Source organism: Labrys miyagiensis, from assembly GCF_030160835.1.
In the GTDB taxonomy this organism is placed as follows: domain Bacteria; phylum Pseudomonadota; class Alphaproteobacteria; order Rhizobiales; family Labraceae; genus Labrys; species Labrys miyagiensis.
The window spans coordinates 76,723-97,617 of the sequence record NZ_BSPC01000080.1 but is presented as its reverse complement, the minus strand read 5'-3'; the positions used below and the strand labels follow the sequence as shown (position 1 = coordinate 97,617).

Here is a 20,895-nt window from a genome sequence, read left to right as displayed (position 1 = left end):
AGGGCGCAGCCATAGCGGTCTGCGCCCATTCTTATGCCGATATCGCTTCAAAGAGCGGATCGTCCGACACTCTCTCGAGTGTCGTAGGGACGTTCGCGCTCCCGGCGTTACGCCGGCCGCGTCGTTTTCGCGAAATTCGCCTCGAAGCGGCGGAATACGGCCTCGATCACCAGCGTGGCGAGAAGATAGCCCACCGCCACCACCAGGAGCGGCGTATAGGTGATGGCCTCTCGCGAGCGGATGATGTTGATCTGGCCGAGCAGGTCCTGCACGCTGACGAGGTAGGCGAGCGCTGTGGATTTCAGGCAGAGCACGGTCTCGCCGGCGAAGGTCGGCATCATCGCCTGCATGGCGCGCGGCAGCCAGATGCGGCGGACAAGGGAGAAGCCATGGAAGCCATAGGCACGGCCTGCCTCCAACTCGCCACGCGGCACTGAAAGCAGGGCGCCGCGCATGATCTCGCCGACATAACCGCCGACGCTGAGCACCAGGGCCAGGATGACATAGTAATAGCCATCCTTGAGCACCGGCCAGATGAAGCTCTGGCGAATGTGGGGAATAGCCGGAAAGAGCGAGCCGAGGCCGAAATAGAGAATGAACAACTGCACCAGGAGCGGCGTACCGCGGATCACCGAGACAAAGCCCGTGGCGAGGCCATAGATGAATTTGTTCTTCGACACACGGCCAAAGCCGACCAGGATGGCCAGTGGATAGCCAAGGAGCAGCGAGAAGAACAGCAGCTGAAGCGTGGTCCAGAAACCGCCCAGGATCATCGGCCAATATTTGCCGATCCAGGTGAAGTTATCGAAGAACGATGACGCCAGATCTGTGGACATGTCTCACCCCAGCCTCGGCATCCAGCGCCGGATATGACCGTCGATCAATTTGATGAAGATGTTGGAAAACTGCGTGAGCGCGTAGAAGATCGCTCCGCAAAACAGCAGGAATGAAAAATACATGCGTGTCGAACCCGCAGCCGCCATGGCCGTGGAGATCAGTTCCTTGTAGCCCACCACGAAGATCAGGGCGGAGTCCTTGAGGATCGACATCCATAGATTGGTCAGGCCAGCGAAGGCAAAAGGCACCATCAAAGGCAGGATCACGCGGCGAAACAGAACGAAACCGTGCATGCCATAGGCCTTGGCGGCTTCGATTTGCCCCTTGGGCAAGGCCAGGACCGCGCCACGCAGGATTTCCGAGGCATAGGCCCCCTGGACGATGCCGAGCACCATGAGGGCAGCGTAGAAACCGTCGATCCCAACGGCCCCGAAACCGATGGATGCCATCAGGCCGTTGAGCGCCTGCTGTCCCGCATAATAGAGGATCAGGATCATCAGCACTTCCGGCACGGCGCGGCAGATCGTGGAGTAGCCGTTGGCCAGTGCCACAAGCCAGCGCGGTCCGCGCAATTTGGCCCAGGCTACCAGGCCTCCGATCAGCAAACCCGTGATATAGCCGCCGATCGACAGTTCGACGGTTATCCGCAGGCCGGCCAGAAAGGCCGTGCCCCAGCCTGCCGCCAATTGGTCCCAGAATGCTTCCACGTCCGTTTCCGCCATGAGGGGAGGGGCCGGCCTGATGATTCAGGCCGGTTGGAGAAGGAAATCAGTGCCGAAGGCGCGGTTACGCCAACGCTCTGATATTGCTCATTTCGGAGGAGTGCCGACTTCGTAGCTGAAGTACTTCTTCTCGATGGTGGCGTATTCACCGCTCGCGTAAATGGCCTTGATGCCCTCGTCGAGCTTGGCCTTGAGGTCGGTGTCCTCCTTGCGCAGGCCACCGCCGACACCACCGTCGAAGATCGGATCCTTGGGGAAGGTCTTGACGTCGCAGCAAGTGCCGTCCTTGCCTTTGAGGAAGTCGTCGAGGGCTGCGGCATCGGCCAGCACGAGGTCGAGGCGGCCGGCCGCGAGGTCGGCATTGGCTGCATCCTGCGTGCCGTAGGTCTTGATGTCGGCGTCAGGATAGGCCTTCTGCACATATTGGGCGTGGATCGTGCTGGTCTGCACGCCGATCGTCTTGCCCTTCAGGCTGCCAGGCGCGAAGTCGAATTTGTCATCCTTATTGGCGATAAATTCGGCCGGCGTGTTGTAATACGGAATGGTAAAGGCGATCTGCGCCGAGCGCTCGGGCGTGATGGTCATCGAGGCCCAGATCACGTCGATCTTCTTGGAGGTCAAAGCGGGGATGATGCCATCCCAGGCGGTAGCCACGATTTCGCAATCGAGCTTGCCCGCCTTGCACACGGCATTGGCGAGATCGACCTCAAAGCCGACCCACTTGCCGGACGCGTCGAGGGAGGCAAAGGGCGGATAGGGCTCGGCAGCGACGCTGACCTTGACCGTGTCGGCCTGGGCGGAAGCGAAAGCCGCGCCAAAGAAGATCGCGGTGGCCGCGAGCATTTTCATATTCAGAGTCTTCATCGTGTTTCCCTGCTGGATGAACTGGTGGTCTTTATTGTTTTTGATGTTTGGATGGTTGTTTCTTGATCCGCGAGTGTCCTGGCGCCCCTCTGCCCCGGAACGAGATGTGCAAGCTAGTGCTGTCTGGGGGTGACGAATTGGCGGCAACGCTCGCTGTTGGGATTGCCGAACACCTTGGAGGGTGCGCCTTCCTCTTCAACATTGCCGTTGTAGAGATACATCACGTGGTTCGCGACATCGCGGGCGAAGGCCATTTCATGCGTGACCACGATCATCGTGCGGCCCTCGGCGGCGAGATCGCGGATCACGCGCAGCACCTCGCCCACCAGTTCCGGATCGAGCGCCGAGGTCGGCTCGTCGAACAGCATGACCTTGGGCCGGATGGCCAGCGCCCGGGCGATGGCGGCGCGCTGCTGCTGGCCGCCGGAGAGGAAGGCGGGATAGGTGTCCTTCTTGGCGTAGAGGCCGACCTTGTTGAGAAGTTCCCCAGCATGCTCGATCGCCTCGGCCTTGTTCTCGCCGAGCACGTGCACAGGCGCCTCGATGACATTCTCCAGGACGGTGCGATGGGCCCAGAGGTTGAAGCTCTGGAACACCATGCCGAGACGGCTTCTGATGCGCTGCAACTGCTTCTGATCGGCCACCGCCATGGTGCCGCCGCTCGCGGGCTTGAGCCGGATCTCCTCATTGCCGATGAGGATACGGCCGGAATTGGGGATCTCCAGCAGGTTCGTACAGCGAAGCAGCGTGCTCTTGCCCGAACCGGAGGCGCCGATCAGCGCCGTAACGTCGCCTTCATGTGCCGTAAGGGAGACGCCCTTGAGGACTTCCAGCCGGCCGAAGCTCTTGTGAATATTGTCGAGCTGGACAACCGGCGTCTGATCCTCTGCCGCTTGCGTGCTTCCCTCAGGCATCCAGTTACCTCTCGTTTCGTTTTTCAAGCGGTTCTGCCTAGAACTGTAGCAGCCATTTCAGATTGCACAAGCTGGGAGCAGGTGCCTTTCTGAGTTGCGACACGCCCTAGTCTTTTACGGAAGTTTGGGGTACCCAAGCAGCCAAATTGGAACCCATCGATGTCGATTGCCTCTTCCATTCGGAAAGTCCTGGTCCCCATCAACCGCGAAGGCTACCCCTTCCTGGCCATAGTCGGCGTGCTCACCCTGATCGCGCTGATCTGGGTCAAGGTGCTGTTCTGGCCGCTGCTGATCATCACGGCCTGGGTCGCCTATTTCTTCCGCGATCCCCCGCGCGTCACCCCGGTGCGGGACGGGCTCGTGGTCTCGCCGGCCGATGGCGTGGTGAGCCAGATCGCTCACGTGCTGCCGCCCCCGGAACTCGGCCTCGCCAGCCAGTCGCTGCTGCGCGTCTCGGTCTTCATGAACGTGTTCGACTGCCATGTGAATCGCAGCCCGGTGACGGGCACCATCACCCGGATCGCCTACAAGCCGGGCAAGTTCCTCAGCGCCGACCTCGACAAGGCGAGCGAGGACAATGAACGCAACGGCTTCATCATCGATACCGGTTCGGTGCGCTATGGCGTGGTGCAGATCGCCGGCCTGGTGGCCCGCCGCATCGTCTGCTGGACCAGCGAGAACGAGCACGTCGCCGTCGGCCAGCGCCTCGGCATGATCCGCTTCGGCTCGCGCGTCGACGTCTACCTGCCCGAGGGCGTGCGCCCGCAGGTGGGCATCGGCCAGAAAATGGTGGCGGGCGAGACGATCATCGCCGATGCTGCCGCTGCCATGCCGCATCTCACCCACCGCATCGGCTGAATCGGCCAAACCATGGATCCGCTGTTTCCGCCATTCCAGCCCGAGAACCCGGATCCGAGGAAGGGCTGGGGGCGGCGCGCCATTCCCTTCCGGGTGCTCATCCCCAACGTCATCACGCTGCTCGCGCTCTGTGCGGGCATGAGTGCCATACGCCTTGCCATCGAGAACAAGCTCGATCTCGCCATCGGCTGCATCGTGGTCGCAGCCTTGCTCGACGGCATCGACGGGCGCGTGGCCCGCTATCTCAAGGGCACTTCGAAATTCGGGGCGGAACTCGATTCGTTGGCCGATTTCGTCAATTTCGGCGTGGTGCCGGGCATCGTGCTCTATTTCTGGGGCCTGCACGATTTGAGGTCGCTCGGCTGGATCGGTTCGCTGGTGTTCGCCATCTGCATGGTGCTGCGTCTGGCGCGTTTCAACGTCACAAGCGCCGATCCGAACCGGCCGCCCTACCAGTCCAATTTCTTCACCGGCATGCCGGCGCCGGCGGGCGCCTGTACGGTGCTGCTGCCGATCTATCTCAGTTTCCTGGGGCTGGCGCATGAGCCCAGCCATGCGATGTTCGAGCTCGCCTATGTGCTGCTCATCGCGTTCCTGATGATCTCGACCATCCCCACATTCTCGGGCAAGAAACTCGGCACCCGCATACCGCGGGAGTGGGTGCTGCCGATCTTCGTGGTCGCCGTCGTGGTCGTGCTGCTGCTGGCCTTCAATCCCTGGGAGACGCTGACGGCGATCACGCTGATCTATCTGGCGACCATCCCTTTCGGCATCGTCTATTACCGCCGGCAGGCCAGGGCCTACCAGGCCACGCAGGAGAAGGCGGCACCGCAGGAAGCCCCGGACCAGCCCTCTGCCTGAAGCGGTTCTTCCCGGGTGCGCGGACGTCTCGTCCGCATCTTCCTCACCAACAAACGCATCGGTTCCAAGATGCGGACGAGACGTCCGCGCACCCGGGATTAGACCGGCTTCGCGAGCACATGGCGTTTCTTGCCGAGCGAAAGCTTGATCACGCCGTCGGCCGTCACATCACCCAAGCCGAGCACGGCCTTGGGATCTGTCACGATGACGTCGTTGACCCTCAGACCACCGCTCGCGATCTGCCGGCGCGCCTCGCTGGTGGAGGGCACCAGCCCGGCCAGCACGAAGGCATTGAGCACGCCGACGCCAGCACTGAGACCGGGCAGATCGAAGCTCGGCAGGTCGGTCGCCAGCGTACCTTCCTCGAAGGTCTTGCGCGCGGTTTCCTCCGCCGCCAGGGCCTTGTCGCGGCCATGGAGCAGGGCAGTCGTCTCGGTGGCCAGGCGCTTCTTGGCTTCGTTGATCTCGGCCCCGCCCAGCGCGGCAAGCCTGGCGATCTCATCGAGCGGCAGCGTGGTGAACAGCTTCAGGAAGCGCTCGACATCGGCATCCTCGGTGTTGCGCCAGTATTGCCAGTAGTCATAGGCCGACAGCATGTCCTCGTTGAGCCAGACGGCGCCTGAGGCGGTCTTGCCCATCTTGGCGCCGGAGGAGGTGGTCAGCAGCGGACAGGTGAGGGCGTAGAGCTGCGGCGTGCCCATGCGCCGCCCCAGATCGATGCCGTTGATGATGTTGCCCCACTGGTCCGAGCCGCCCATCTGCAGCACGCAGCCGTGACGTCGAGAAAGCTCAACGAAATCATAGGCCTGCAGGATCATGTAGTTGAATTCGATGAAGGAAAGCTCCTGGTCGCGATCGAGCCTGAGCTTCACCGAATCGAAGGACAGCATGCGGTTGACCGAGAAATGCCGGCCGATGTCGCGCAGCATGTCGATATAGTTGAGCCTGGTCAGCCATTCGGCATTGTCGATCATCAGGGCCTTGTCGCCCTGGTAATCGATCAGCTTGGCGAACACCTTCTGGATGCTCTGCTTGTTCTCGTCGATCTGCTCGACGGTGAGGATGCGCCGCGTCTCGTCCTTGCCCGAGGGATCGCCCACGCGCGTGGTGCCGCCGCCCATCAGCGTGATCGGCCGATGGCCGGTCTCCTGGAACCAGTGCAGCATCATGATCGAGATGAGCGAGCCGATATGCAGCGAAGGCGCCGTGCAGTCATAACCGACATAGGCCGTGAGCTGGCCCTTGGAGGCCGCATCATCGAGGCCTTCCAGATCCGAAACCTGGTGGATATAGCCGCGCTCGGTGAGGATGCGCAGGAAATCGGATTTTAACGCAGTCATGACAGAAACTTTCGATCACCATAGATATGCCGCCGCCGTCTATCAGGTTTGGATGCGCTTTGGTACAGTCCAGGCTTGAAATCGAGGCAGATTGCGCATGAAGACGATGTTGACCGCCCTTGGATTGATGTCCGGCACTTCGATGGACGGTATCGATGCCGCCCTGATCGAGACGGATGGCGAGGGCGTGGTGCGGATGGGCGCCTCGGTCGAACTCGCTTACACGGAGGAGGAGCGCGCGCTGCTGCGCCAGGCTCTCGCCGATGCCCTGCCGATGAAGAAGCGGACGGAGCGCCCCGGTGTGGTCGGTGCGGCCGAGCGGTTGATCACCCGCAAGCATGCCGACATCATTTCCGATTTCCTGAAGGAGCACGATCTCTCCCCCGAGGATATCGACGTCGTCGGCTTCCACGGCCAGACGGTGCTGCATCGCCCGCATGAGCGCCTGACGGTTCAGATCGGCGACGGCCAGGCACTGGCCGACAGCCTCGGCATCCCCGTTGTTCATGACCTGCGCGCCGCCGATGTCGCCGAGGGCGGGCAGGGAGCTCCGCTGGTGCCTGCCTATCACCAGGCGCTGGTGCGCGAGGCCAAGCTCGCCGGCCCCGTCGCCGTCCTCAATCTCGGCGGCGTCGGCAATATCACCTATATCGCCGAGGGGCACGATCCCGTCGCCTTCGACACCGGTCCGGCCAACGCCTTGATCGACGACCTCATGCTGGAGCGCAGCGGCGTCGCCATGGACCAGGACGCCCGCCAGGCCCTGGCGGGACAGGTAAACCAGGAGATGCTCGTCACGCTGATGACGCATCCCTTCTTTGGGGAGAAGCCGCCGAAATCGCTCGACCGCAACGCCTTCTCACGCGAAACGGTGGCGGGGCTTTCGACCCGTGACGCGGCAGCGACCCTCGCCGCCTTCACGGCCCGCAGTGCGGCCGCCGCGCGGCGATGGCTGCCGCGCGAGCCCAGGCTCTGGATCGTCAGCGGAGGGGGAGCGCGCAACCCCGCCATCCTGAAATTCCTGCGCGAGGAAACCGGCGCAACTGTCCGCACCGCCGATGAATTCGGCTGGTCGGCCTCCATGATGGAAGCCCAGGCCTTCGCCTATCTTGCCGTGCGCTCGCTGAAGGGGCTGCCGCTGACCTTCCCCTCCAGCACGGGAGTGCCGCGGGCGCTGACGGGCGGCGTGCTCGCGACGCCCGGCCAAAGCCGGCTCCGCGCATGATCGGACGCCTCAACCATGTCGCCATCGCGGTGCGTGATCTCGCTGCCGCTTCGGCGCTTTATCGCGGTACGCTGGGGGCCGATGTCTCGGCGCCGCAGCAGTTGCCTGAGCATGGCGTGACGGTGGTGTTCATCACTCTACCCAACACCAAGATCGAATTACTGGAGCCACTCGGCGCGAACTCGCCGATCGCGCGATTCCTGGAGAAGAACCCGGACGGTGGCATGCACCACATCTGCTACGAGGTGGACGACATCGTCGCTGCGCGCGACCGCCTGAAGCAGGCCGGCGCACGCGTGCTGGGCGATGGCGAACCGAAGATCGGCGCGCACGGCAAACCGGTACTGTTCCTGCATCCCAAGGATTTTTCCGGGACGCTGGTGGAGTTGGAGCAGGTGTGATGGGAGCGCGGACATCCTGTCCGCTCTTGAATCACCCACACAGAAAGAAGGGCGCAAACCTCGACGGTTGCACCCTTTCTTACGACCTGATCGTTTCCAAGAGCGGACAGGATGTCCGCGCTCCCAGTTAGCCGCTCTTGCGGCGGATCGGATTGAGCAGGAAGGACGGCACGTGATCGCCGAGGCCGATCACCACCGGCCCGTCATCGTCATCATGCCGACGCCGATGCGGCCGCTGCTGCTCGGGTGGCCGCTGCTGCGGGGCAGGGGCGTGGCGGGCGGCGCGAGGTGTTTCCTCGGCTTCGCGCTCGGGCCGCGGCTCGCGCTCAGGTCTGGGTTCGCGCTCAGGTCTGGGTTCGCGCTCAGGTCTGGGCTTGGGCTCGCGCTCAGGTCTGGGCTCGCGCTCGGATCTAGGCTCACGCTCGGGTCTAGGCTCTCGTGCCGGCCTGGCGTCGCGCGGCTTGGCACGTTGCGAGCGCTCGCCCTCGTCCTTTTTGGCACCGCGTTCGCGGCGGCCACGGCGTGGGCGCTCCGAAATCTCTTCCTCGGCATCGCCTTCGATCGGTGGCGGGTCACCGGTGAAGGGGATCTTGTTGCCGGTCAGCGCCTCGATGGCCGAGACATGCTTGCCGTCGGCGGACGCCACCAGCGTGAAGGCCCACCCGGCGCGGCCGGCTCGGCCCGTGCGGCCGATACGGTGGATGTAATCGTCGGCATGCACGGGCACGTCGAAATTGAAGACGTGGCTGACTTCTGGAATGTCGAGGCCGCGGGCAGCGACATCCGAGGCGACGAGGATCGACATTTCCCCGTTGCGGAAACTTTCCAGTGCCGCCATGCGCGAGCGCTGGTCCATGTCGCCATGCAGGGCGACGGCGCCAAAGCCATGCCTCACCAGCGATTTATGCAGGATGGCGACTTCCGACTTGCGGTTGCAGAAGACGATGGCGTTCTGGAGATTTTCGGCTGACCGGATCAGGCGGCGCAGCGTAATGCGCTTTTCGGGTGGACCCGAACGGGTGTGTACCAAGGCCTGTATGATTGTGGTGGCCGCTGTGGCCGGACGGGAAACTTCCACCTGCACGGGATTGTGCAGGAACTGGTCGGTGATGCGCTTGATTTCGGACGGCATCGTGGCCGTGAAGAACAGGGTCTGGCGAGTGAAGGGCACCAGCTTGCAGATGCGCTCGATGTCGGGAATGAAACCCATGTCGAGCATGCGATCGGCTTCGTCGATCACCAGAAGCTCGACCCCGGTGAGGAGCAGCTTGCCGCGCTCGACATGGTCGAGCAGGCGGCCGGGGGTGGCGATCAGCACATCGACGCCGCGTGTGATCTTGGCGTCCTGGTCACCGAAGGAGACACCGCCGATCAGGAGGGCCACCGAAAGACCGCTATTGGTGCCGTAGCGGTCGAAGTTTTCCTGAACCTGCGCCGCCAGTTCGCGGGTGGGTTCGAGGATCAGCGTGCGCGGCATGCGGGCACGGGCGCGGCCCTTTTCCAGCAGCGTCAGCATCGGCAGGGTGAAGGCGGCGGTTTTGCCGGTGCCCGTTTGCGCGATGCCCAGCACGTCGCGGCGCTGCAGCACATGGGGAATGGCCTGCTCCTGGATTGGAGTCGGCGTTGTGTAACCCGCCGCTTCCACAGCAGCGAGGACCTTGGGAGAAAGACCGAGTTCAGTAAAGCTCATTGCGGGAATGTCGAACCTACAGAGGCCGCCCCCATCGGACGGCAGAGGGCGGCTCGCATCGCCGCACGGATAATCCACATGGCCTCATCAAGGAGGCTTGGATGCCGCGAACATAGGGGTGAAAGTGGAATTGTCAATGGTTTGGGGCCGAAAGCGGGCCGTTTTCTGTTTGTTTGCCCGTTTTTTCTTTGGGTGCGCAGAGTTGGATGGCAGCGCTACGAACATGCCCTTGGGGAAGTCTAGGTTGAGAAGCAGGAGGAGGGATGACCGCGGCCGGTACCCCGCTGCCTGAGTCGAAAACGAAAAAGGCGGGCAGAGCCCACCTTCTTCGGCGTTGCTTGTCCTGTGACCTCAGTTCGTGGACGGGTCGTCCGCCGGCTTCTTGGCGGGCTTTGCAGGTTTGGCCGGCTTGCTGGCGGCCGTCTTGACCGGCTTCGGTTTGGGCTTATGGACAGCGGGAGCCTCGGCCGCATCGCCAAAGCGCTCGTTGATCTTGCGGGCGATCGGGTCGTCCTTCTGGGCCGCCGGATCCATCGGCAGGATGGTCTCGACAGGGTCGGCCTGGTCGATAGAGCCCGTCTGGTCCTGGATGATCGGGAATTGCGGCGTACTCGGATCCGAATAGGCCTGCACGGTGCTGCCAACAGGCTGCTGCGCCGTGGCAGCGGGGGCGATCGCCGCCGGAACCGTGCTCGCGACCACCGGCTGCGGCGCTGCGCCAGGAGCAGGCGTCGTGATCGTTGCCGTCTGCCCTTGGGTTGTCGGATGGGCTGAGTACAGCGAGCGCGCCGTGTCGATGACGCCGACAAGGGCAACGAAGCCCGCGGCAACCAGTGCGCCCTCACGCTTCAGTTTCCAATGCCAGCGGGCCCGGTAGGCAGTATGCCAAAGCCAGCCGATGGAAATATCGACAGCACTCGCAAGCAACATTTTCAACTCCAGACACAACGCAACGCAAATCAGTGACAGGCACTATTGCGCGTGATGGTGAAGAAAAGCTTGCCAAGGCGAATCGGTCGGTAAGAAATTTATTGGGAGCGCGGACATCTTGTCCGCCTCTTGAACCGCCAGCGATATAAGAAAGGGCGCAACCGTTGAGGTCCGCGCCCTTATTGTGATGTCATTGTTTCCAAGAGGCGGACGAGACGTCCGCGCTCCCGGGAAGCACGCTCCTCGCGCTACTTCAGCATCTCGCGGATCCGCTTCGCATGCTCGGCCAGCACGCCGTGATCGGCCATCGCCCGCGGGCGCACCGGCACGCCCGTCTTCATCGGCAGGAGGTGGAAGTGGATATGCGGCACTTCCTGGCCGCCCGAGGCTTCCGAATGCAGGCGCAGCGTGTGGCCGTCGGCGCCGAAGGCCTTGCAGGCGGCGAGCGAGACCTTCTGGGCGGCCTTCACGAGTGTGGCGAGATCCTCCGGCTCGACATCGAAGATGTTGCGCGCCGGCTTCTTGGGGATCACCAGCGTATGGCCGTCGACGATGGGCATGATGTCGAGAAAGGCGAGGGTCCCCTCGTCTTCGTAGACCGTATGGTTCGGGATCTCACCGCGCAGGATCTTGGCGAAGATGTTGTCGGGATCGTAAGCGGTCATGCCGCTATCCTTTCTTGAAGGGCGCTGCCTCGTCGAGGGCTTCGTGATTGGCCGCCACCTGCGCGCGCTCATGCGCGAGGTAATCGTCGATCGCACGTCGCAGGCCGGGATCGGCGATATAGTGGGCGGAATAGGTTGTAACCGGCCGGTAGCCGCGCGCAAGCTTGTGTTCGCCCTGTGCCCCCGCTTCGACACGCTTGAGGCCGCGTGTTATGGCGAAATCGATGGCCTGATGATAGCAGACCTCGAAATGCAGGAAGGGGTGGTCTTCGATACAGCCCCAGTTGCGGCCGTAGAGCGTATCGGAACCAATGAAGTTGATGGCGCCGGCGATATAGCGCCCATCGCGCCTGGCCATCACCAGCAGCACATGCTCGGCCATGGTCTCACCGATCAGGGCATAGAATTTGCGGTTGAGATAGGGTCGCCCCCATTTGCGCGAGCCGGTATCGGTGTAGAACGAATAGAAGGCGTCCCAGGCTTCCCTGGTGATCGCGTCTCCGGTGAGATGCTCGATGGTGATGCCGTTGGCCAGTGCATCGCGCCGTTCGCGCTTGATGGTCTTGCGCTTGCGCGAGGCGAGGGCGGCGAGGAAGTCCTCGAAGCTGCCATAGCCCTCGTTGATCCAGTGGAACTGCTGGTCTGTGCGCTGCAGGAAGCCCTGGCCGCCGAGCCACCGCCAGTCGTCATGACCGATGAAGGTGGTGTGGATGGACGAGCCACCGATTGAGCGCAGCGTCGCCTTGGCGCCGGCGACGAGGGCGGCGGACACCTCTTCTCGATCCTCGCCAGGGCGAACGAGGATGCGCCGTCCGGTGGCCGGTGTGAAGGGCACGCTCACCTGAAGCTTGGGATAATAGCGTCCGCCGGCCCGCTCATAGGCATCGGCCCAGCCCCAATCGAACACATATTCGCCCTGGCTGTGCGTCTTGCCATAGGCGGGCATGATGCCGGCGAGGCGGCCGTCCGGGCGCTCGGCGACGAGATGCAGTGGAGTCCAGCCGCTGCGCTGCCCAACGCAGCCGCTTGCCTCGAGCGCGTGCAGAAAATCATAGGCGATGAAGGGATTGAAGTGCTCGGCCGCCGGATCGGGTGCCGCCAGTTCGCCGTCGGATGAGGCTGCGCCGCCGCGATCCTGCTGCGGCCATGCGCGCATGGGATTGGCGCAGAGGTCCCAGTTGTCACGCCCGATGGCTTCGATCGAGGAGGCAACCTTGATCGTAAAGCCGGTATCGCTCAAGGCCAGTATCCCTCGACTATTGCTTGATCACTATAATGGGCAGCGGCGCGCGGTCGAGGCCGGGGCGCTCCCTTGCCAATCATTTAGGCGTAATCAGGCGATAGGCAAGGGCAAGAAATCGGAGTGTCGCTCACCGATCGACATTGTTGGAAACGAGGCGTCTTCTGAAAAGAAGATGGCGGTCGGTGACCGCCACTCCGTGTCAGGTATCAAAGTCGACGCTTATGCGTCACTCGACCTCGATCAGCGCTTCGACTTCGACGGTCGAGTCGAGCGGCAGCGAAGGCACGCCGATGGTCGAGCGGGCATGGCGGCCCTTGTCGCCGAAGACCTCGACCATCAGGTCCGAGGCGCCGTTCATCACCGCCGGATGGGTGGTGAACTCGGCCGTGGCGGCGATGAAGCCGCCGAGGCGGACGACGCGCACCACCTTGTCGAGCGAGCCGACGGCAGCCTTGATCTGGGCGAGCACATTGATGGCGCAGTAGCGGGCGGCAACGCGGGCATCTTCTACCGTGACCGTGCCGGTACCGAGCTTGCCGGTGGCGGCGAGCTTGCCCTCGGCGTTGAAGCAGAGCTGGCCGGAGATGACGAGGAGATTGCCGGTGCGCACGGTGCCGACATAGTTGGCAACCGGGGCTGCGGGGGTGGGAAGGGTGATGCCGAGTTCGGCGAGGCGGGTGTCGATGGTGGACATGGGGAGTTCCTGGGAGCGCGGACGTCCCGACGACACTCAAGAGAGTGTCGGACGATCCGCTCTTGGAAACGTTGAGGGTGCTGGAAGGGAAGAGCGGACGAGGACGTCCGCGCTCCCGGATTACGCCATCGCCTTCTTCAGGTTCTCATCGACCTTGTCGAGGAATCCCGTGGTCGACAGCCAGCTCTGGTCCGGTCCGACCAGAAGGGCGAGGTCCTTGGTCATGAAGCCGGATTCCACAGTATCGACGCAGACCCTCTCCAGCGTCGAAGCAAATTTGGCGAGTTCGGCATTGTCATCGAGCTTGGCGCGGTGGGCGAGGCCCCGGGTCCAGGCAAAGATCGAGGCGATGGAGTTGGTCGAGGTTTCCTTGCCCTTCTGGTGCTCACGGTAGTGGCGGGTCACCGTGCCGTGGGCGGCTTCGGCTTCCACCGTCTTGCCGTCGGGGCTGAGCAGCACCGAGGTCATCAGGCCGAGCGAGCCGAAGCCCTGCGCCACGATGTCGGACTGCACGTCGCCGTCATAGTTCTTGCAGGCCCAGACATAGCCGCCGGACCATTTCAGCGCCGAGGCCACCATGTCGTCGATCAGGCGGTGCTCATAGGTCAGCTTGCGCTTGTCGAACTCCGCCTTGAACTCGTTGGCGAAGACTTCGGCGAAGATGTCCTTGAAGCGGCCGTCATAGACCTTGAGGATGGTGTTCTTGGTCGACAGATAGACCGGGAAATTGCGTGCCAGGCCGTAGTTGAAGGAGGCGCGGGCGAATTCCCGGATCGATTCGTCGACATTGTACATGGCGAGCGCCACGCCATCGCCGGGGGTCTTGTAGACCTCCTTTTCGATCACCGTGCCGTCGTCGCCGACGAACTTGATGGTCAGCGTGCCCTTGCCCGGGAAGCGGAAATCGGTGGCGCGATACTGGTCGCCGAAGGCATGGCGGCCGACGACGATGGGCTGGGTCCAGCCGGGCACCAGGCGCGGCACGTTCTTGCAGATGATCGGTTCGCGGAAGATCACGCCGCCGAGGATGTTGCGGATGGTGCCGTTGGGCGACTTCCACATTTCCTGGAGGTTGAACTCCCTCACGCGGGCTTCGTCCGGCGTGATGGTGGCGCATTTGACGGCAACGCCGTGGCGCTTGGTGGCCTCGGCGGCCTCCACGGTGACCTTGTCGCGGGTCTTGTCGCGGTTTTCGACGCTGAGGTCGTAATAATCGAGCTTGAGGTCGAGATAAGGGAAGATCAGCTTGTCCTTGATCTGTTGCCAGATGATCCGGGTCATCTCGTCGCCGTCCATATCGACGACCGGATTGGCCACCTTGATCTTCGCCATCGTGCACGCCTCATTTTTAGGGGAAATATGGCGGGCTATAGCACCGCGTTTGCGGCGGGGGAAGTTGGCGGGCCTCTCGGCTGCGGCAAATTTTGCCGCAGCGGTATCAAAAGCACGTCAGTGCGCGGACTGTGCCTTTTTCATTTCGGCAATCAGGGAATCGTCGATCGCACGGGCTCGAAGCGCCGCCGGCCGGTCGGCCAGACGCTGCCAGTAGGCTTGGAAGGCTGGGCGCGGCTCGATGGTCTTGAAGGCAAGGCCCGCGCCGATCTGCGAGCCGAAATAGACGTCTGCCGCCGTGAACCGGTCGCCGGCAATGAATTCGTTCTGCGTGACGGCGAATTCGAGCGTGTCTATCACGTCGCCATAGCGGCCATAGCCGGCCATGCGCTCTCGCCCGGCCGGAACTTCGAAGCCGAGGGCCTTGTTGGTGACGCCCGCTTCCACTGGGCCGGCGGCAAAGAACATCCAGCGGTAATAGGATCCGCGGGCGGGGCTGCCCGGCGGTGGCGCCAGTTGCGCCTCCGGAAAGGCATCGGCGAGGTAGGCGCAGATCGCCCCGCATTCGGTGACGATGGTGCCCTTGTGCGAAAGGGCCGGGACTTTGCCCATCGGATTGAGGGCGAGATAGTCGGCCGATTTCATGCCGTCGCCGAAGGCGAGGATCTCGGCGTGATAGGGCTGGCCGACTTCCTCGAGCATCCAGCGGGCGATCCGCCCGCGTGACATCGGATTGGTATAGAGAACGAGATCTTCGCTCATGGCGCCGGTCCTGTGCATGTCGGGCCGGCAGGGTAGCAGGGAAGGCGAATTTGACCAGCCCGGCTCAGTTGCAGACTTCGCGGGTGCGGTAGATGTAGGTCTGCGAATAGTCGTCCCAGACGCGGTAGCTCACCGTGCGGCAATCATAATAGGTGGTGCGGCTGTAGGTCTGGGTCACGCGATAGGAGTTGGAGTAGCTGCTGTAGCCGTTCGAATAGCCGTAGTCGCAATCGTCGGCCAGGGACACGGTGGTGGCGGCGGTGAGGGCGCTGGCAGCGAAAGCGAGGGTAAGGAGCATCTTGCGCATCGTCATGGTCCTTCAATTTGTGGGCGTTGTGCCCTTGTCGATGAAAGAACCCTATCTCCACCGATCCGGGGCGACCGTGCGGTATGACACGCCGACCCGGAAAGGCCGGGCAGGGGTGTTTCGCGGGGAACAGGAATGTTCCCGAGAACAGGGATCGACCGCGCCGATGAAGGGCGGTATGGAGCGGGAATCGCCGTTTCGAACAAGAGAGCAGCCGTGACGCCTCCCGCCGTGATCCTGGTCCGCCCCCAGCTCGCAGAGAATATCGGCATGTGCGCCCGCGCCATGATGAATTTCGGCCTCAGCGAGATGCGCCTGGTCTCCCCGCGCGACGGCTGGCCCAAGAAGGGCGCGCGCCAGGCCTCCTCCGGCGCTTCGGCCGTGCTCGACAATGCGAAATTGTTCGAGACGACCGAGGAGGCGATCGCCGACCTCAATTATGTCTTCGCCACCACGGCCCGCGAGCGTGGCCAGATGAAGGACATCTTCGCTGCCGACGAGGGCGCCCAGAAGATGCAGGCGCTGGCCGGCGAGGACGCACGTTCGGGCATCCTGTTCGGGCCCGAGCGGATGGGCCTTTCCAATGACGATGTGGCGCTGGCCGATGCCATCATTTCCTTTCCGGTGAGCCCGGCCTTCACCTCTATCAACCTGGCGCAGGCCGTGCTGCTGGTCGGCTACGAGTGGTGGAAGCTGATCTCGGGCGGCAAGGCCCCTATCGCGCCGACGCGCACGTCCCCGCCTGCGACGCGCGAGCACATGCTCGCCTTCTTCGACTATGTGGAGAAGGAGCTCGACGCCGTCTCCTTCTTCTATCCGCCCGAGAAGCGCGAAGTGATGGTGCGCAATTTCCGTAACATCTGGCATCGGCTGGAGATGACAGAGCAGGACGTCCAGACCATGCGCGGCGCTGTCGCCTCGCTGGTGGGCGCGCGGCAAGGCACGCGCTTCAAGCGGGACTGAGGGGCGGAGGCCAGGCGCCAGCCTTTAGAACGGTAGAAATGCCGTCATTGCGAGCGCAGCAAAGCAATCCAGGGGCAACAAACGCGGCCCTTTGGCCCCTGGATTGCTTTGCTGCGCTCGCAATGACGAACGCAAGCTCCGTTCCCGCCCGCGCGAAACACCTGTCACAAAGGCTCGCTACCCTGCGGGACCATCGTCCATCTGCAGGTGTCCCATGGCTTTGGAGATCGAGCGCAAATTCCTCGTTCGTGATGAGTCCTGGCGCGAACATGTCCAGGCCTCCGCCCCCATCCGCCAGGGCTATTTCTGCCGTACGCCTTTGCTACGCGCCCGCATCCGGGTGTTCGGCGACAAGGGCTTCATCACCTTGAAGAGCGAGCCGGGCGTGATGACGCGCTATGAGTTCGAATATGAGATCCCCAAAGCCGATGCGCTGGAGATCATCAAATGCTTCAGCATCGAGCCTCTTATCGCCAAGACGCGCTACGATGTGATCTATAACGACACGCTCTGGGCGGTGGACGTCTTTACCGGCGCCAATACGGGATTGGTTATCGCCGAGGTGGAGCTGGTGTACGAAGCCCAGAAGGTGGCCATCCCGCCCTGGGCCGGCCTGGAGGTGACGGGCGACCGGCGCTATGGCAATTCCAACCTGGCGCGCTTTCCCTATACGAGCTGGAGCGATGAGACCTTCATGGCCGAGGCCTTGTGGTAAAGCCCGCCGCAAGCGTGCCGCTTTGGGATCAAAAAAAGAGCACGATGGAAACGCTTCATTCACTCATCTGGGCTTTTATGGACGTGCGCCCGGTTGGGTAGTGCGTACGGGCAATTCGATATGCAGCGATTGGACCTTATGGGTTTCGATCATTCGGAAGAGCCCCGCAAAGGCACAAGTCCTTTGGGGGTCGACCTTCTGGCTGGCACGGTTTATGGAGTTGCGGTCATGTCTGGCCGCACTCCAACTGTCCTCGTCTTCGATTCAGGCCTTGGCGGCCTCACCGTCTTTTCAGAATTGAGAACGGCGCTTTCGGGCGCCAATTTCATTTATGCCGCCGACGATGCGGTCTTTCCCTATGGCCGGCTGCCTGAAGACGTGGTGATTGCCCGCGTCGTGGAGATCATGGAGCGGCTGATCCCGCTCCACCGGCCCGACCTGGTGGTGATTGCCTGCAACACGGCCTCGACCCTGGTGCTGCCGGCGCTGCGCAGCCGCTTCTCGATCCCCTTCGTCGGCACGGTGCCGGCGATCAAGCCCGCAGTGGCGCTGACCCGGACTGGCCGGGTGGCCATCCTGGCGACGCCAGGCACTGTGAAGCGCGACTACACGCATCAGCTCATTCAGTCCTTCGCTGGGGGTATCGAGGTCGAACTCGTGGGCGCGACCGGCCTGGCGACGCTCTGCGAAGCCCATCTCAAGGGGTATGCGGTGGAGGACAAGGCGGTCATCGAGGAGATCGCGCCCTGCTTCGTCGACAGGGACGGCAAGCGCACCGATGTGGTGGTGCTCGCCTGCACGCATTATCCCTTGCTGCTGGAGACGATGCAGCACCTGGCGCCCTGGCCGGTGACCTGGCTGGATCCGGCACCCGCTATCGCCCGCCGTGCGGTCGATCTTGCCGGGCCCGTACCGCCGAGAACGATTCCAGCGGACGCAACGGCCGTCTTCACCAGCGGCGTGGCGATCACCGACGATCTGCGGCGGGCGTTGAGAGATCGTGGCCTGCCGGCCATGACCATCGAGGCGATGCCGCCTCATTGGCACTGAGGCGCGTTGCTTACTCCACCGTCACGACAATGAAGCGCCTGTAGACATCAACGTGGATCAGCGGTGAACCGTTGAGGATTGCTCTCTCGGCCGAGGCGCTGATGCGGCCATTGTTGAGGAATTCCTCCAGCCTTTCCCGGTTCGCCTTGTCGGCAAAGAAGCTGTCGCCCTCGTCCTCCGCGTCACGGTTGCCATAGACATAGTAGTTCGCCCGGTCCTGCCGGATGATCGCGGCCACGCTGGTGAGGCGCTCGCCCGTGGAGTTGAAGTGATCCTGCGCGCTCAGGCGTGCGTCATAGCTGGTGAGCGGCTGCTCGGCCGCCGCCATGGTCGTGAAGGCGAGCAGGCAGGCGGCGGACAGGCAAGCGAGTTTCATGGCGGTCTCCCAATTCCTGCCAATGGGATATAGAGAGGCCGAAAGCGTGTCGAGCTACCTCGGATACGCACCAACGGGGAATGATTCTCCGGCCGGAGAGGTGTCTGGCCCCTTCACCGAATTGACACATCCGCCAGTTTCGACTAAGTGACCGCCATCACGCGGGGCCTTTTGGTCCCGCGTGATGTTTTACGCTCCCGCGATATCCGCTTGACGGATGTCTGTCGCCCGGGTTGCAGCATATGCTGGCAGTCGGGAGAGGAGGGCGCGTTCCTCATAAACTTCGCAAACCATAGAGGACGCGAATGTCGAAGCGCCACGCCGCCAAGTACAAAATCGATCGCCGTTTGGGCGAGAATATCTGGGGCCGTCCCAAGTCCCCCGTCAACCGTCGCGAATATGGCCCGGGCCAGCATGGCCAGCGCCGCAAGGGCAAGATGTCTGACTTCGGCACGCAGCTGCGCGCCAAGCAGAAGCTCAAGGGCTATTATGGCTCGATCTCGGAAAAGCAGTTCCGCAAGACCTATCAGGAGGCGCTCCGCCTGAAGGGCGACTCGTCCGCCAACCTGATCGGCCTGCTCGAGCGCCGCCTGGATGCCGTGGTCTATCGCGCCAAGTTCGTGCCGACCGTGTTCGCCGCCCGCCAGTTCGTCAACCATGGCCACATCAAGGTCAATGGCCGCCGTGTCAACGTGCCCTCCTACAAGGTCAAGCCGGGTGACGTCGTCGAGGTCAAGGAAGCGTCCAAGCAGCTCGTGCTGGTGCTCGAGGCCGTTGGTTCCGGCGAGCGTGACGTCCCCGATTACATCGAGGCCGATCACACCAAGATGAGCGCCAAGTATGTCCGCGTGCCCACGCTGCAGGACGTGCCCTATCCGGTCCAGATGGAACCGAACCTCGTGGTCGAATTCTATTCGCGTTGATCCGTCCGTAACGGAACATCACCGAAAGGCCGCCGCATCGGCGGCCTTTCTTTTTGGAGCGCCTGCCAGCCAAGTAATGCGTGAAGAACAGGATCTCTTGTCCTGACGGTCAGCAAATCGGGATAGCCGTATTGCAAAAAGATCATGAGACAAGGCGGCTCAGGTGCGTATGGTCTTGCCAGACAAAGCCGGCGAAACAAGCAAGAAAGCGGCAGGGGCTGTCGCGCAAAAACCAAAGCGTTTTGCGATTTGACGGAATCGGCAGGAATCGCAAAGACGCGTCGAAACAATGAGCTGAAGCAAAGCAGCGTTTACGCTTAAGCGCGCTCTGCTTTAGCAAACAATACGGCAGGGCGGGAACCGTCATTGCGCATGCTTGCCGCGGACAGGCTGACGACCTCTCCGGCGGGTCAATGCTAAGAGGTCTGTATGGGTTACACGCTTTGGGGCGAACCGGATTCTGGCTCTTTCATGATCGAGGCCGCCTTGGCCGAGGCAGGGCAGGAGGTTCACCTGATCGATATCGATCTGACCAAGGATGAGCAGCACCACGCTCAATATCTGGCGATCAATCCCCTTGGAAAGATTCCGGCCCTGCGCTTCGAGGATGGCACCACCATCGTCCAGTCAGCCGCCATCCTGATGGCGCTCGCCGAAGCCCACCCCCAGGCCCATTTGTTGCCGGCGCTCGGCGCGCCCGATCGCCGCCACGCCTTGCGCTGGCTCATCCATGTGGCCGCCGAAATCTACCCGCTCATCGAAGTCTACGACTATCCCCTGCGCTTCGCGCCGCCCGAGACGGCCGAGACGGCCATGCGTTCGCGCGTACGCCACCGGATCCGCGAGCGCTGGCTGCTGGTCGAGCAGGCGGCAAGTTCCGAGGGCAGTTTCCTGCTCTCCGGCTTCTCGGCCATCGATCTCGCCATCGCTGCCATCAGCAACTGGGCCATCGGCGCCGAATGGCGTGGGAAAGAGTGCCCCAAGCTGACGCGCATCACCGAGAATGTCGCCAACCGTCCCCTCGTCGCCCCGATCTGGCGCCGCCATTTCGGCGCGCAGGAGAACTAGCAGGGAGCGTTTGCCTGGGAGCGCGGACATCTTGTCCGCTCTTGAAACGGTAACGTCGGTGGATTGCACGCAGTGTCGACCGGCGGGCCCAAGAAGTGCGCGCCTTTGTCGACGATGTCGGTGGTTCAAGAGCGGACAAGATGTCCGCGCTCCCA

The 20,895-nt window shown here is 62.8% G+C and carries 23 protein-coding genes; 9 read left to right on the top strand and 14 right to left on the bottom strand.

Annotated features, from left to right (window positions below):
* Window positions 1-107: 107 nt before the first annotated feature.
* The 4 genes from QQL24_RS33600 to QQL24_RS33585 all read right to left on the bottom strand — a co-directional run bounded on the left by QQL24_RS33600 (window position 108) and on the right by QQL24_RS33585 (window position 3,337).
* Window positions 108-836 (bottom strand): ABC transporter permease subunit, encoded by a 729-nt coding sequence (locus QQL24_RS33600; protein ID WP_284316681.1) that lies wholly within the window; start codon window positions 834-836, stop codon window positions 108-110.
* Between the two features lie 3 nt (window positions 837-839).
* Window positions 840-1,544, bottom strand: coding sequence for an ABC transporter permease (locus QQL24_RS33595; protein ID WP_284316680.1), 705 nt, complete (start codon window positions 1,542-1,544; stop codon window positions 840-842).
* A gap of 102 nt (window positions 1,545-1,646) precedes the next feature.
* Complete coding sequence (locus QQL24_RS33590; protein WP_284316679.1) at window positions 1,647-2,423, bottom strand: transporter substrate-binding domain-containing protein; 777 nt, start codon at window positions 2,421-2,423, stop codon at window positions 1,647-1,649.
* Between the two features lie 113 nt (window positions 2,424-2,536).
* Entirely contained in the window at window positions 2,537-3,337 is an 801-nt protein-coding gene (locus tag QQL24_RS33585; RefSeq protein ID WP_284316678.1) for an ABC transporter ATP-binding protein, read from the bottom strand.
* A gap of 159 nt (window positions 3,338-3,496) precedes the next feature.
* Here QQL24_RS33585 and QQL24_RS33580 point away from each other — a divergent pair, with 159 nt between their 5' ends.
* Together QQL24_RS33580 and pssA are read left to right on the top strand one after the other, a co-directional pair.
* Window positions 3,497-4,195, top strand: coding sequence for a phosphatidylserine decarboxylase (locus tag QQL24_RS33580; RefSeq protein ID WP_284316677.1), 699 nt, complete (start codon window positions 3,497-3,499; stop codon window positions 4,193-4,195).
* Window positions 4,196-4,207: 12 nt separating this feature from the next.
* Entirely contained in the window at window positions 4,208-5,056 is an 849-nt protein-coding gene (gene pssA, locus QQL24_RS33575) for a CDP-diacylglycerol--serine O-phosphatidyltransferase (RefSeq protein WP_284316676.1), read from the top strand.
* A gap of 98 nt (window positions 5,057-5,154) precedes the next feature.
* On the opposite strand, the gene tyrS is transcribed toward pssA, so the two are convergent.
* Window positions 5,155-6,396: a tyrosine--tRNA ligase gene (tyrS, locus tag QQL24_RS33570; protein WP_284316675.1), complete on the bottom strand. Its 1,242-nt coding sequence runs from the start codon at window positions 6,394-6,396 to the stop codon at window positions 5,155-5,157.
* Between the two features lie 97 nt (window positions 6,397-6,493).
* Here tyrS and QQL24_RS33565 point away from each other — a divergent pair, with 97 nt between their 5' ends.
* Together QQL24_RS33565 and mce are read left to right on the top strand one after the other, a co-directional pair.
* Window positions 6,494-7,621, top strand: a complete 1,128-nt coding sequence (locus QQL24_RS33565) for an anhydro-N-acetylmuramic acid kinase (RefSeq protein WP_348536517.1) — start codon at window positions 6,494-6,496, stop codon at window positions 7,619-7,621.
* Window positions 7,618-8,022 carry a methylmalonyl-CoA epimerase gene (gene mce, locus QQL24_RS33560; protein WP_284316674.1) on the top strand — a complete coding sequence of 135 codons (405 nt, stop codon included), beginning with the start codon at window positions 7,618-7,620 and terminating at the stop codon, window positions 8,020-8,022. The genes QQL24_RS33565 and mce overlap by 4 nt, the downstream gene beginning before the upstream one ends.
* 127 nt (window positions 8,023-8,149) lie before the next feature.
* Here the strand turns inward: mce and QQL24_RS33555 are convergent, their stop codons facing one another.
* The 8 genes from QQL24_RS33555 to QQL24_RS33520 all read right to left on the bottom strand — a co-directional run bounded on the left by QQL24_RS33555 (window position 8,150) and on the right by QQL24_RS33520 (window position 15,645).
* Window positions 8,150-9,712 carry a DEAD/DEAH box helicase gene (locus QQL24_RS33555; RefSeq protein WP_284316673.1) on the bottom strand — a complete coding sequence of 521 codons (1,563 nt, stop codon included), beginning with the start codon at window positions 9,710-9,712 and terminating at the stop codon, window positions 8,150-8,152.
* 351 nt (window positions 9,713-10,063) lie between these two features.
* Window positions 10,064-10,642: a hypothetical protein gene (locus QQL24_RS33550; RefSeq protein ID WP_284316672.1), complete on the bottom strand. Its 579-nt coding sequence runs from the start codon at window positions 10,640-10,642 to the stop codon at window positions 10,064-10,066.
* Window positions 10,643-10,890: 248 nt separating this feature from the next.
* Entirely contained in the window at window positions 10,891-11,307 is a 417-nt protein-coding gene (locus tag QQL24_RS33545; protein ID WP_284316671.1) for an HIT family protein, read from the bottom strand.
* 4 nt (window positions 11,308-11,311) lie between these two features.
* Window positions 11,312-12,547 (bottom strand): GNAT family N-acetyltransferase, encoded by a 1,236-nt coding sequence (locus tag QQL24_RS33540; protein WP_284316670.1) that lies wholly within the window; start codon window positions 12,545-12,547, stop codon window positions 11,312-11,314.
* Between the two features lie 229 nt (window positions 12,548-12,776).
* A complete protein-coding gene (locus QQL24_RS33535; RefSeq protein ID WP_284316669.1) occupies window positions 12,777-13,244 on the bottom strand; it encodes a RidA family protein in 468 nt (155 codons plus the stop codon).
* A gap of 120 nt (window positions 13,245-13,364) precedes the next feature.
* On the bottom strand, window positions 13,365-14,576 hold the full coding sequence (locus QQL24_RS33530) for an NADP-dependent isocitrate dehydrogenase (protein WP_284316668.1): 1,212 nt from the start codon (window positions 14,574-14,576) through the stop codon (window positions 13,365-13,367).
* Window positions 14,577-14,693: 117 nt separating this feature from the next.
* Window positions 14,694-15,338: a glutathione S-transferase family protein gene (locus QQL24_RS33525; protein WP_284316667.1), complete on the bottom strand. Its 645-nt coding sequence runs from the start codon at window positions 15,336-15,338 to the stop codon at window positions 14,694-14,696.
* Between the two features lie 64 nt (window positions 15,339-15,402).
* The gene (locus QQL24_RS33520) at window positions 15,403-15,645 is read right to left on the bottom strand and encodes a hypothetical protein (protein ID WP_284316666.1); all 243 of its coding nucleotides are present in this window, start codon (window positions 15,643-15,645) and stop codon (window positions 15,403-15,405) included.
* Window positions 15,646-15,861: 216 nt separating this feature from the next.
* Between QQL24_RS33520 and QQL24_RS33515 the strand changes: the two genes are divergently transcribed.
* The 3 genes from QQL24_RS33515 to murI all read left to right on the top strand — a co-directional run bounded on the left by QQL24_RS33515 (window position 15,862) and on the right by murI (window position 18,373).
* Window positions 15,862-16,608 (top strand): RNA methyltransferase, encoded by a 747-nt coding sequence (locus QQL24_RS33515; RefSeq protein ID WP_284316665.1) that lies wholly within the window; start codon window positions 15,862-15,864, stop codon window positions 16,606-16,608.
* 214 nt (window positions 16,609-16,822) lie between these two features.
* On the top strand, window positions 16,823-17,323 hold the full coding sequence (locus QQL24_RS33510) for a CYTH domain-containing protein (protein WP_284316664.1): 501 nt from the start codon (window positions 16,823-16,825) through the stop codon (window positions 17,321-17,323).
* A gap of 228 nt (window positions 17,324-17,551) precedes the next feature.
* Window positions 17,552-18,373 (top strand): glutamate racemase, encoded by an 822-nt coding sequence (murI, locus tag QQL24_RS33505; protein ID WP_284316663.1) that lies wholly within the window; start codon window positions 17,552-17,554, stop codon window positions 18,371-18,373.
* 10 nt (window positions 18,374-18,383) lie between these two features.
* Here the strand turns inward: murI and QQL24_RS33500 are convergent, their stop codons facing one another.
* Window positions 18,384-18,749: a hypothetical protein gene (locus QQL24_RS33500; protein ID WP_284316662.1), complete on the bottom strand. Its 366-nt coding sequence runs from the start codon at window positions 18,747-18,749 to the stop codon at window positions 18,384-18,386.
* 305 nt (window positions 18,750-19,054) lie between these two features.
* Between QQL24_RS33500 and rpsD the strand changes: the two genes are divergently transcribed.
* Together rpsD and QQL24_RS33490 are read left to right on the top strand one after the other, a co-directional pair.
* A complete protein-coding gene (gene rpsD, locus QQL24_RS33495) occupies window positions 19,055-19,672 on the top strand; it encodes a 30S ribosomal protein S4 (RefSeq protein ID WP_284316661.1) in 618 nt (205 codons plus the stop codon).
* A 429-nt stretch (window positions 19,673-20,101) separates the two neighbouring features.
* On the top strand, window positions 20,102-20,740 hold the full coding sequence (locus tag QQL24_RS33490; protein WP_284316660.1) for a glutathione S-transferase family protein: 639 nt from the start codon (window positions 20,102-20,104) through the stop codon (window positions 20,738-20,740).
* The last annotated feature ends 155 nt before the right edge of the window (window positions 20,741-20,895 follow it).

Coding starts and splice junctions, on each gene's coding strand:
- QQL24_RS33600 (WP_284316681.1), bottom strand. CDS start 836: ATGTCCACAGATCTGGCGTCATCGTTCTTCGATAACTTCACCTGGATC.
- QQL24_RS33590 (WP_284316679.1), bottom strand. CDS start 2,423: ATGAAGACTCTGAATATGAAAATGCTCGCGGCCACCGCGATCTTCTTT.
- QQL24_RS33585 (WP_284316678.1), bottom strand. CDS start 3,337: ATGCCTGAGGGAAGCACGCAAGCGGCAGAGGATCAGACGCCGGTTGTC.
- QQL24_RS33580 (WP_284316677.1), top strand. CDS start 3,497: ATGTCGATTGCCTCTTCCATTCGGAAAGTCCTGGTCCCCATCAACCGC.
- pssA (WP_284316676.1), top strand. CDS start 4,208: ATGGATCCGCTGTTTCCGCCATTCCAGCCCGAGAACCCGGATCCGAGG.
- tyrS (WP_284316675.1), bottom strand. CDS start 6,396: ATGACTGCGTTAAAATCCGATTTCCTGCGCATCCTCACCGAGCGCGGC.
- QQL24_RS33565 (WP_348536517.1), top strand. CDS start 6,494: ATGAAGACGATGTTGACCGCCCTTGGATTGATGTCCGGCACTTCGATG.
- mce (WP_284316674.1), top strand. CDS start 7,618: ATGATCGGACGCCTCAACCATGTCGCCATCGCGGTGCGTGATCTCGCT.
- QQL24_RS33555 (WP_284316673.1), bottom strand. CDS start 9,712: ATGAGCTTTACTGAACTCGGTCTTTCTCCCAAGGTCCTCGCTGCTGTG.
- QQL24_RS33550 (WP_284316672.1), bottom strand. CDS start 10,642: ATGTTGCTTGCGAGTGCTGTCGATATTTCCATCGGCTGGCTTTGGCAT.
- QQL24_RS33545 (WP_284316671.1), bottom strand. CDS start 11,307: ATGACCGCTTACGATCCCGACAACATCTTCGCCAAGATCCTGCGCGGT.
- QQL24_RS33535 (WP_284316669.1), bottom strand. CDS start 13,244: ATGTCCACCATCGACACCCGCCTCGCCGAACTCGGCATCACCCTTCCC.
- QQL24_RS33530 (WP_284316668.1), bottom strand. CDS start 14,576: ATGGCGAAGATCAAGGTGGCCAATCCGGTCGTCGATATGGACGGCGAC.
- QQL24_RS33525 (WP_284316667.1), bottom strand. CDS start 15,338: ATGAGCGAAGATCTCGTTCTCTATACCAATCCGATGTCACGCGGGCGG.
- QQL24_RS33520 (WP_284316666.1), bottom strand. CDS start 15,645: ATGCGCAAGATGCTCCTTACCCTCGCTTTCGCTGCCAGCGCCCTCACC.
- QQL24_RS33510 (WP_284316664.1), top strand. CDS start 16,823: ATGGCTTTGGAGATCGAGCGCAAATTCCTCGTTCGTGATGAGTCCTGG.
- murI (WP_284316663.1), top strand. CDS start 17,552: ATGTCTGGCCGCACTCCAACTGTCCTCGTCTTCGATTCAGGCCTTGGC.
- QQL24_RS33500 (WP_284316662.1), bottom strand. CDS start 18,749: ATGAAACTCGCTTGCCTGTCCGCCGCCTGCCTGCTCGCCTTCACGACC.
- rpsD (WP_284316661.1), top strand. CDS start 19,055: ATGTCGAAGCGCCACGCCGCCAAGTACAAAATCGATCGCCGTTTGGGC.
- QQL24_RS33490 (WP_284316660.1), top strand. CDS start 20,102: ATGGGTTACACGCTTTGGGGCGAACCGGATTCTGGCTCTTTCATGATC.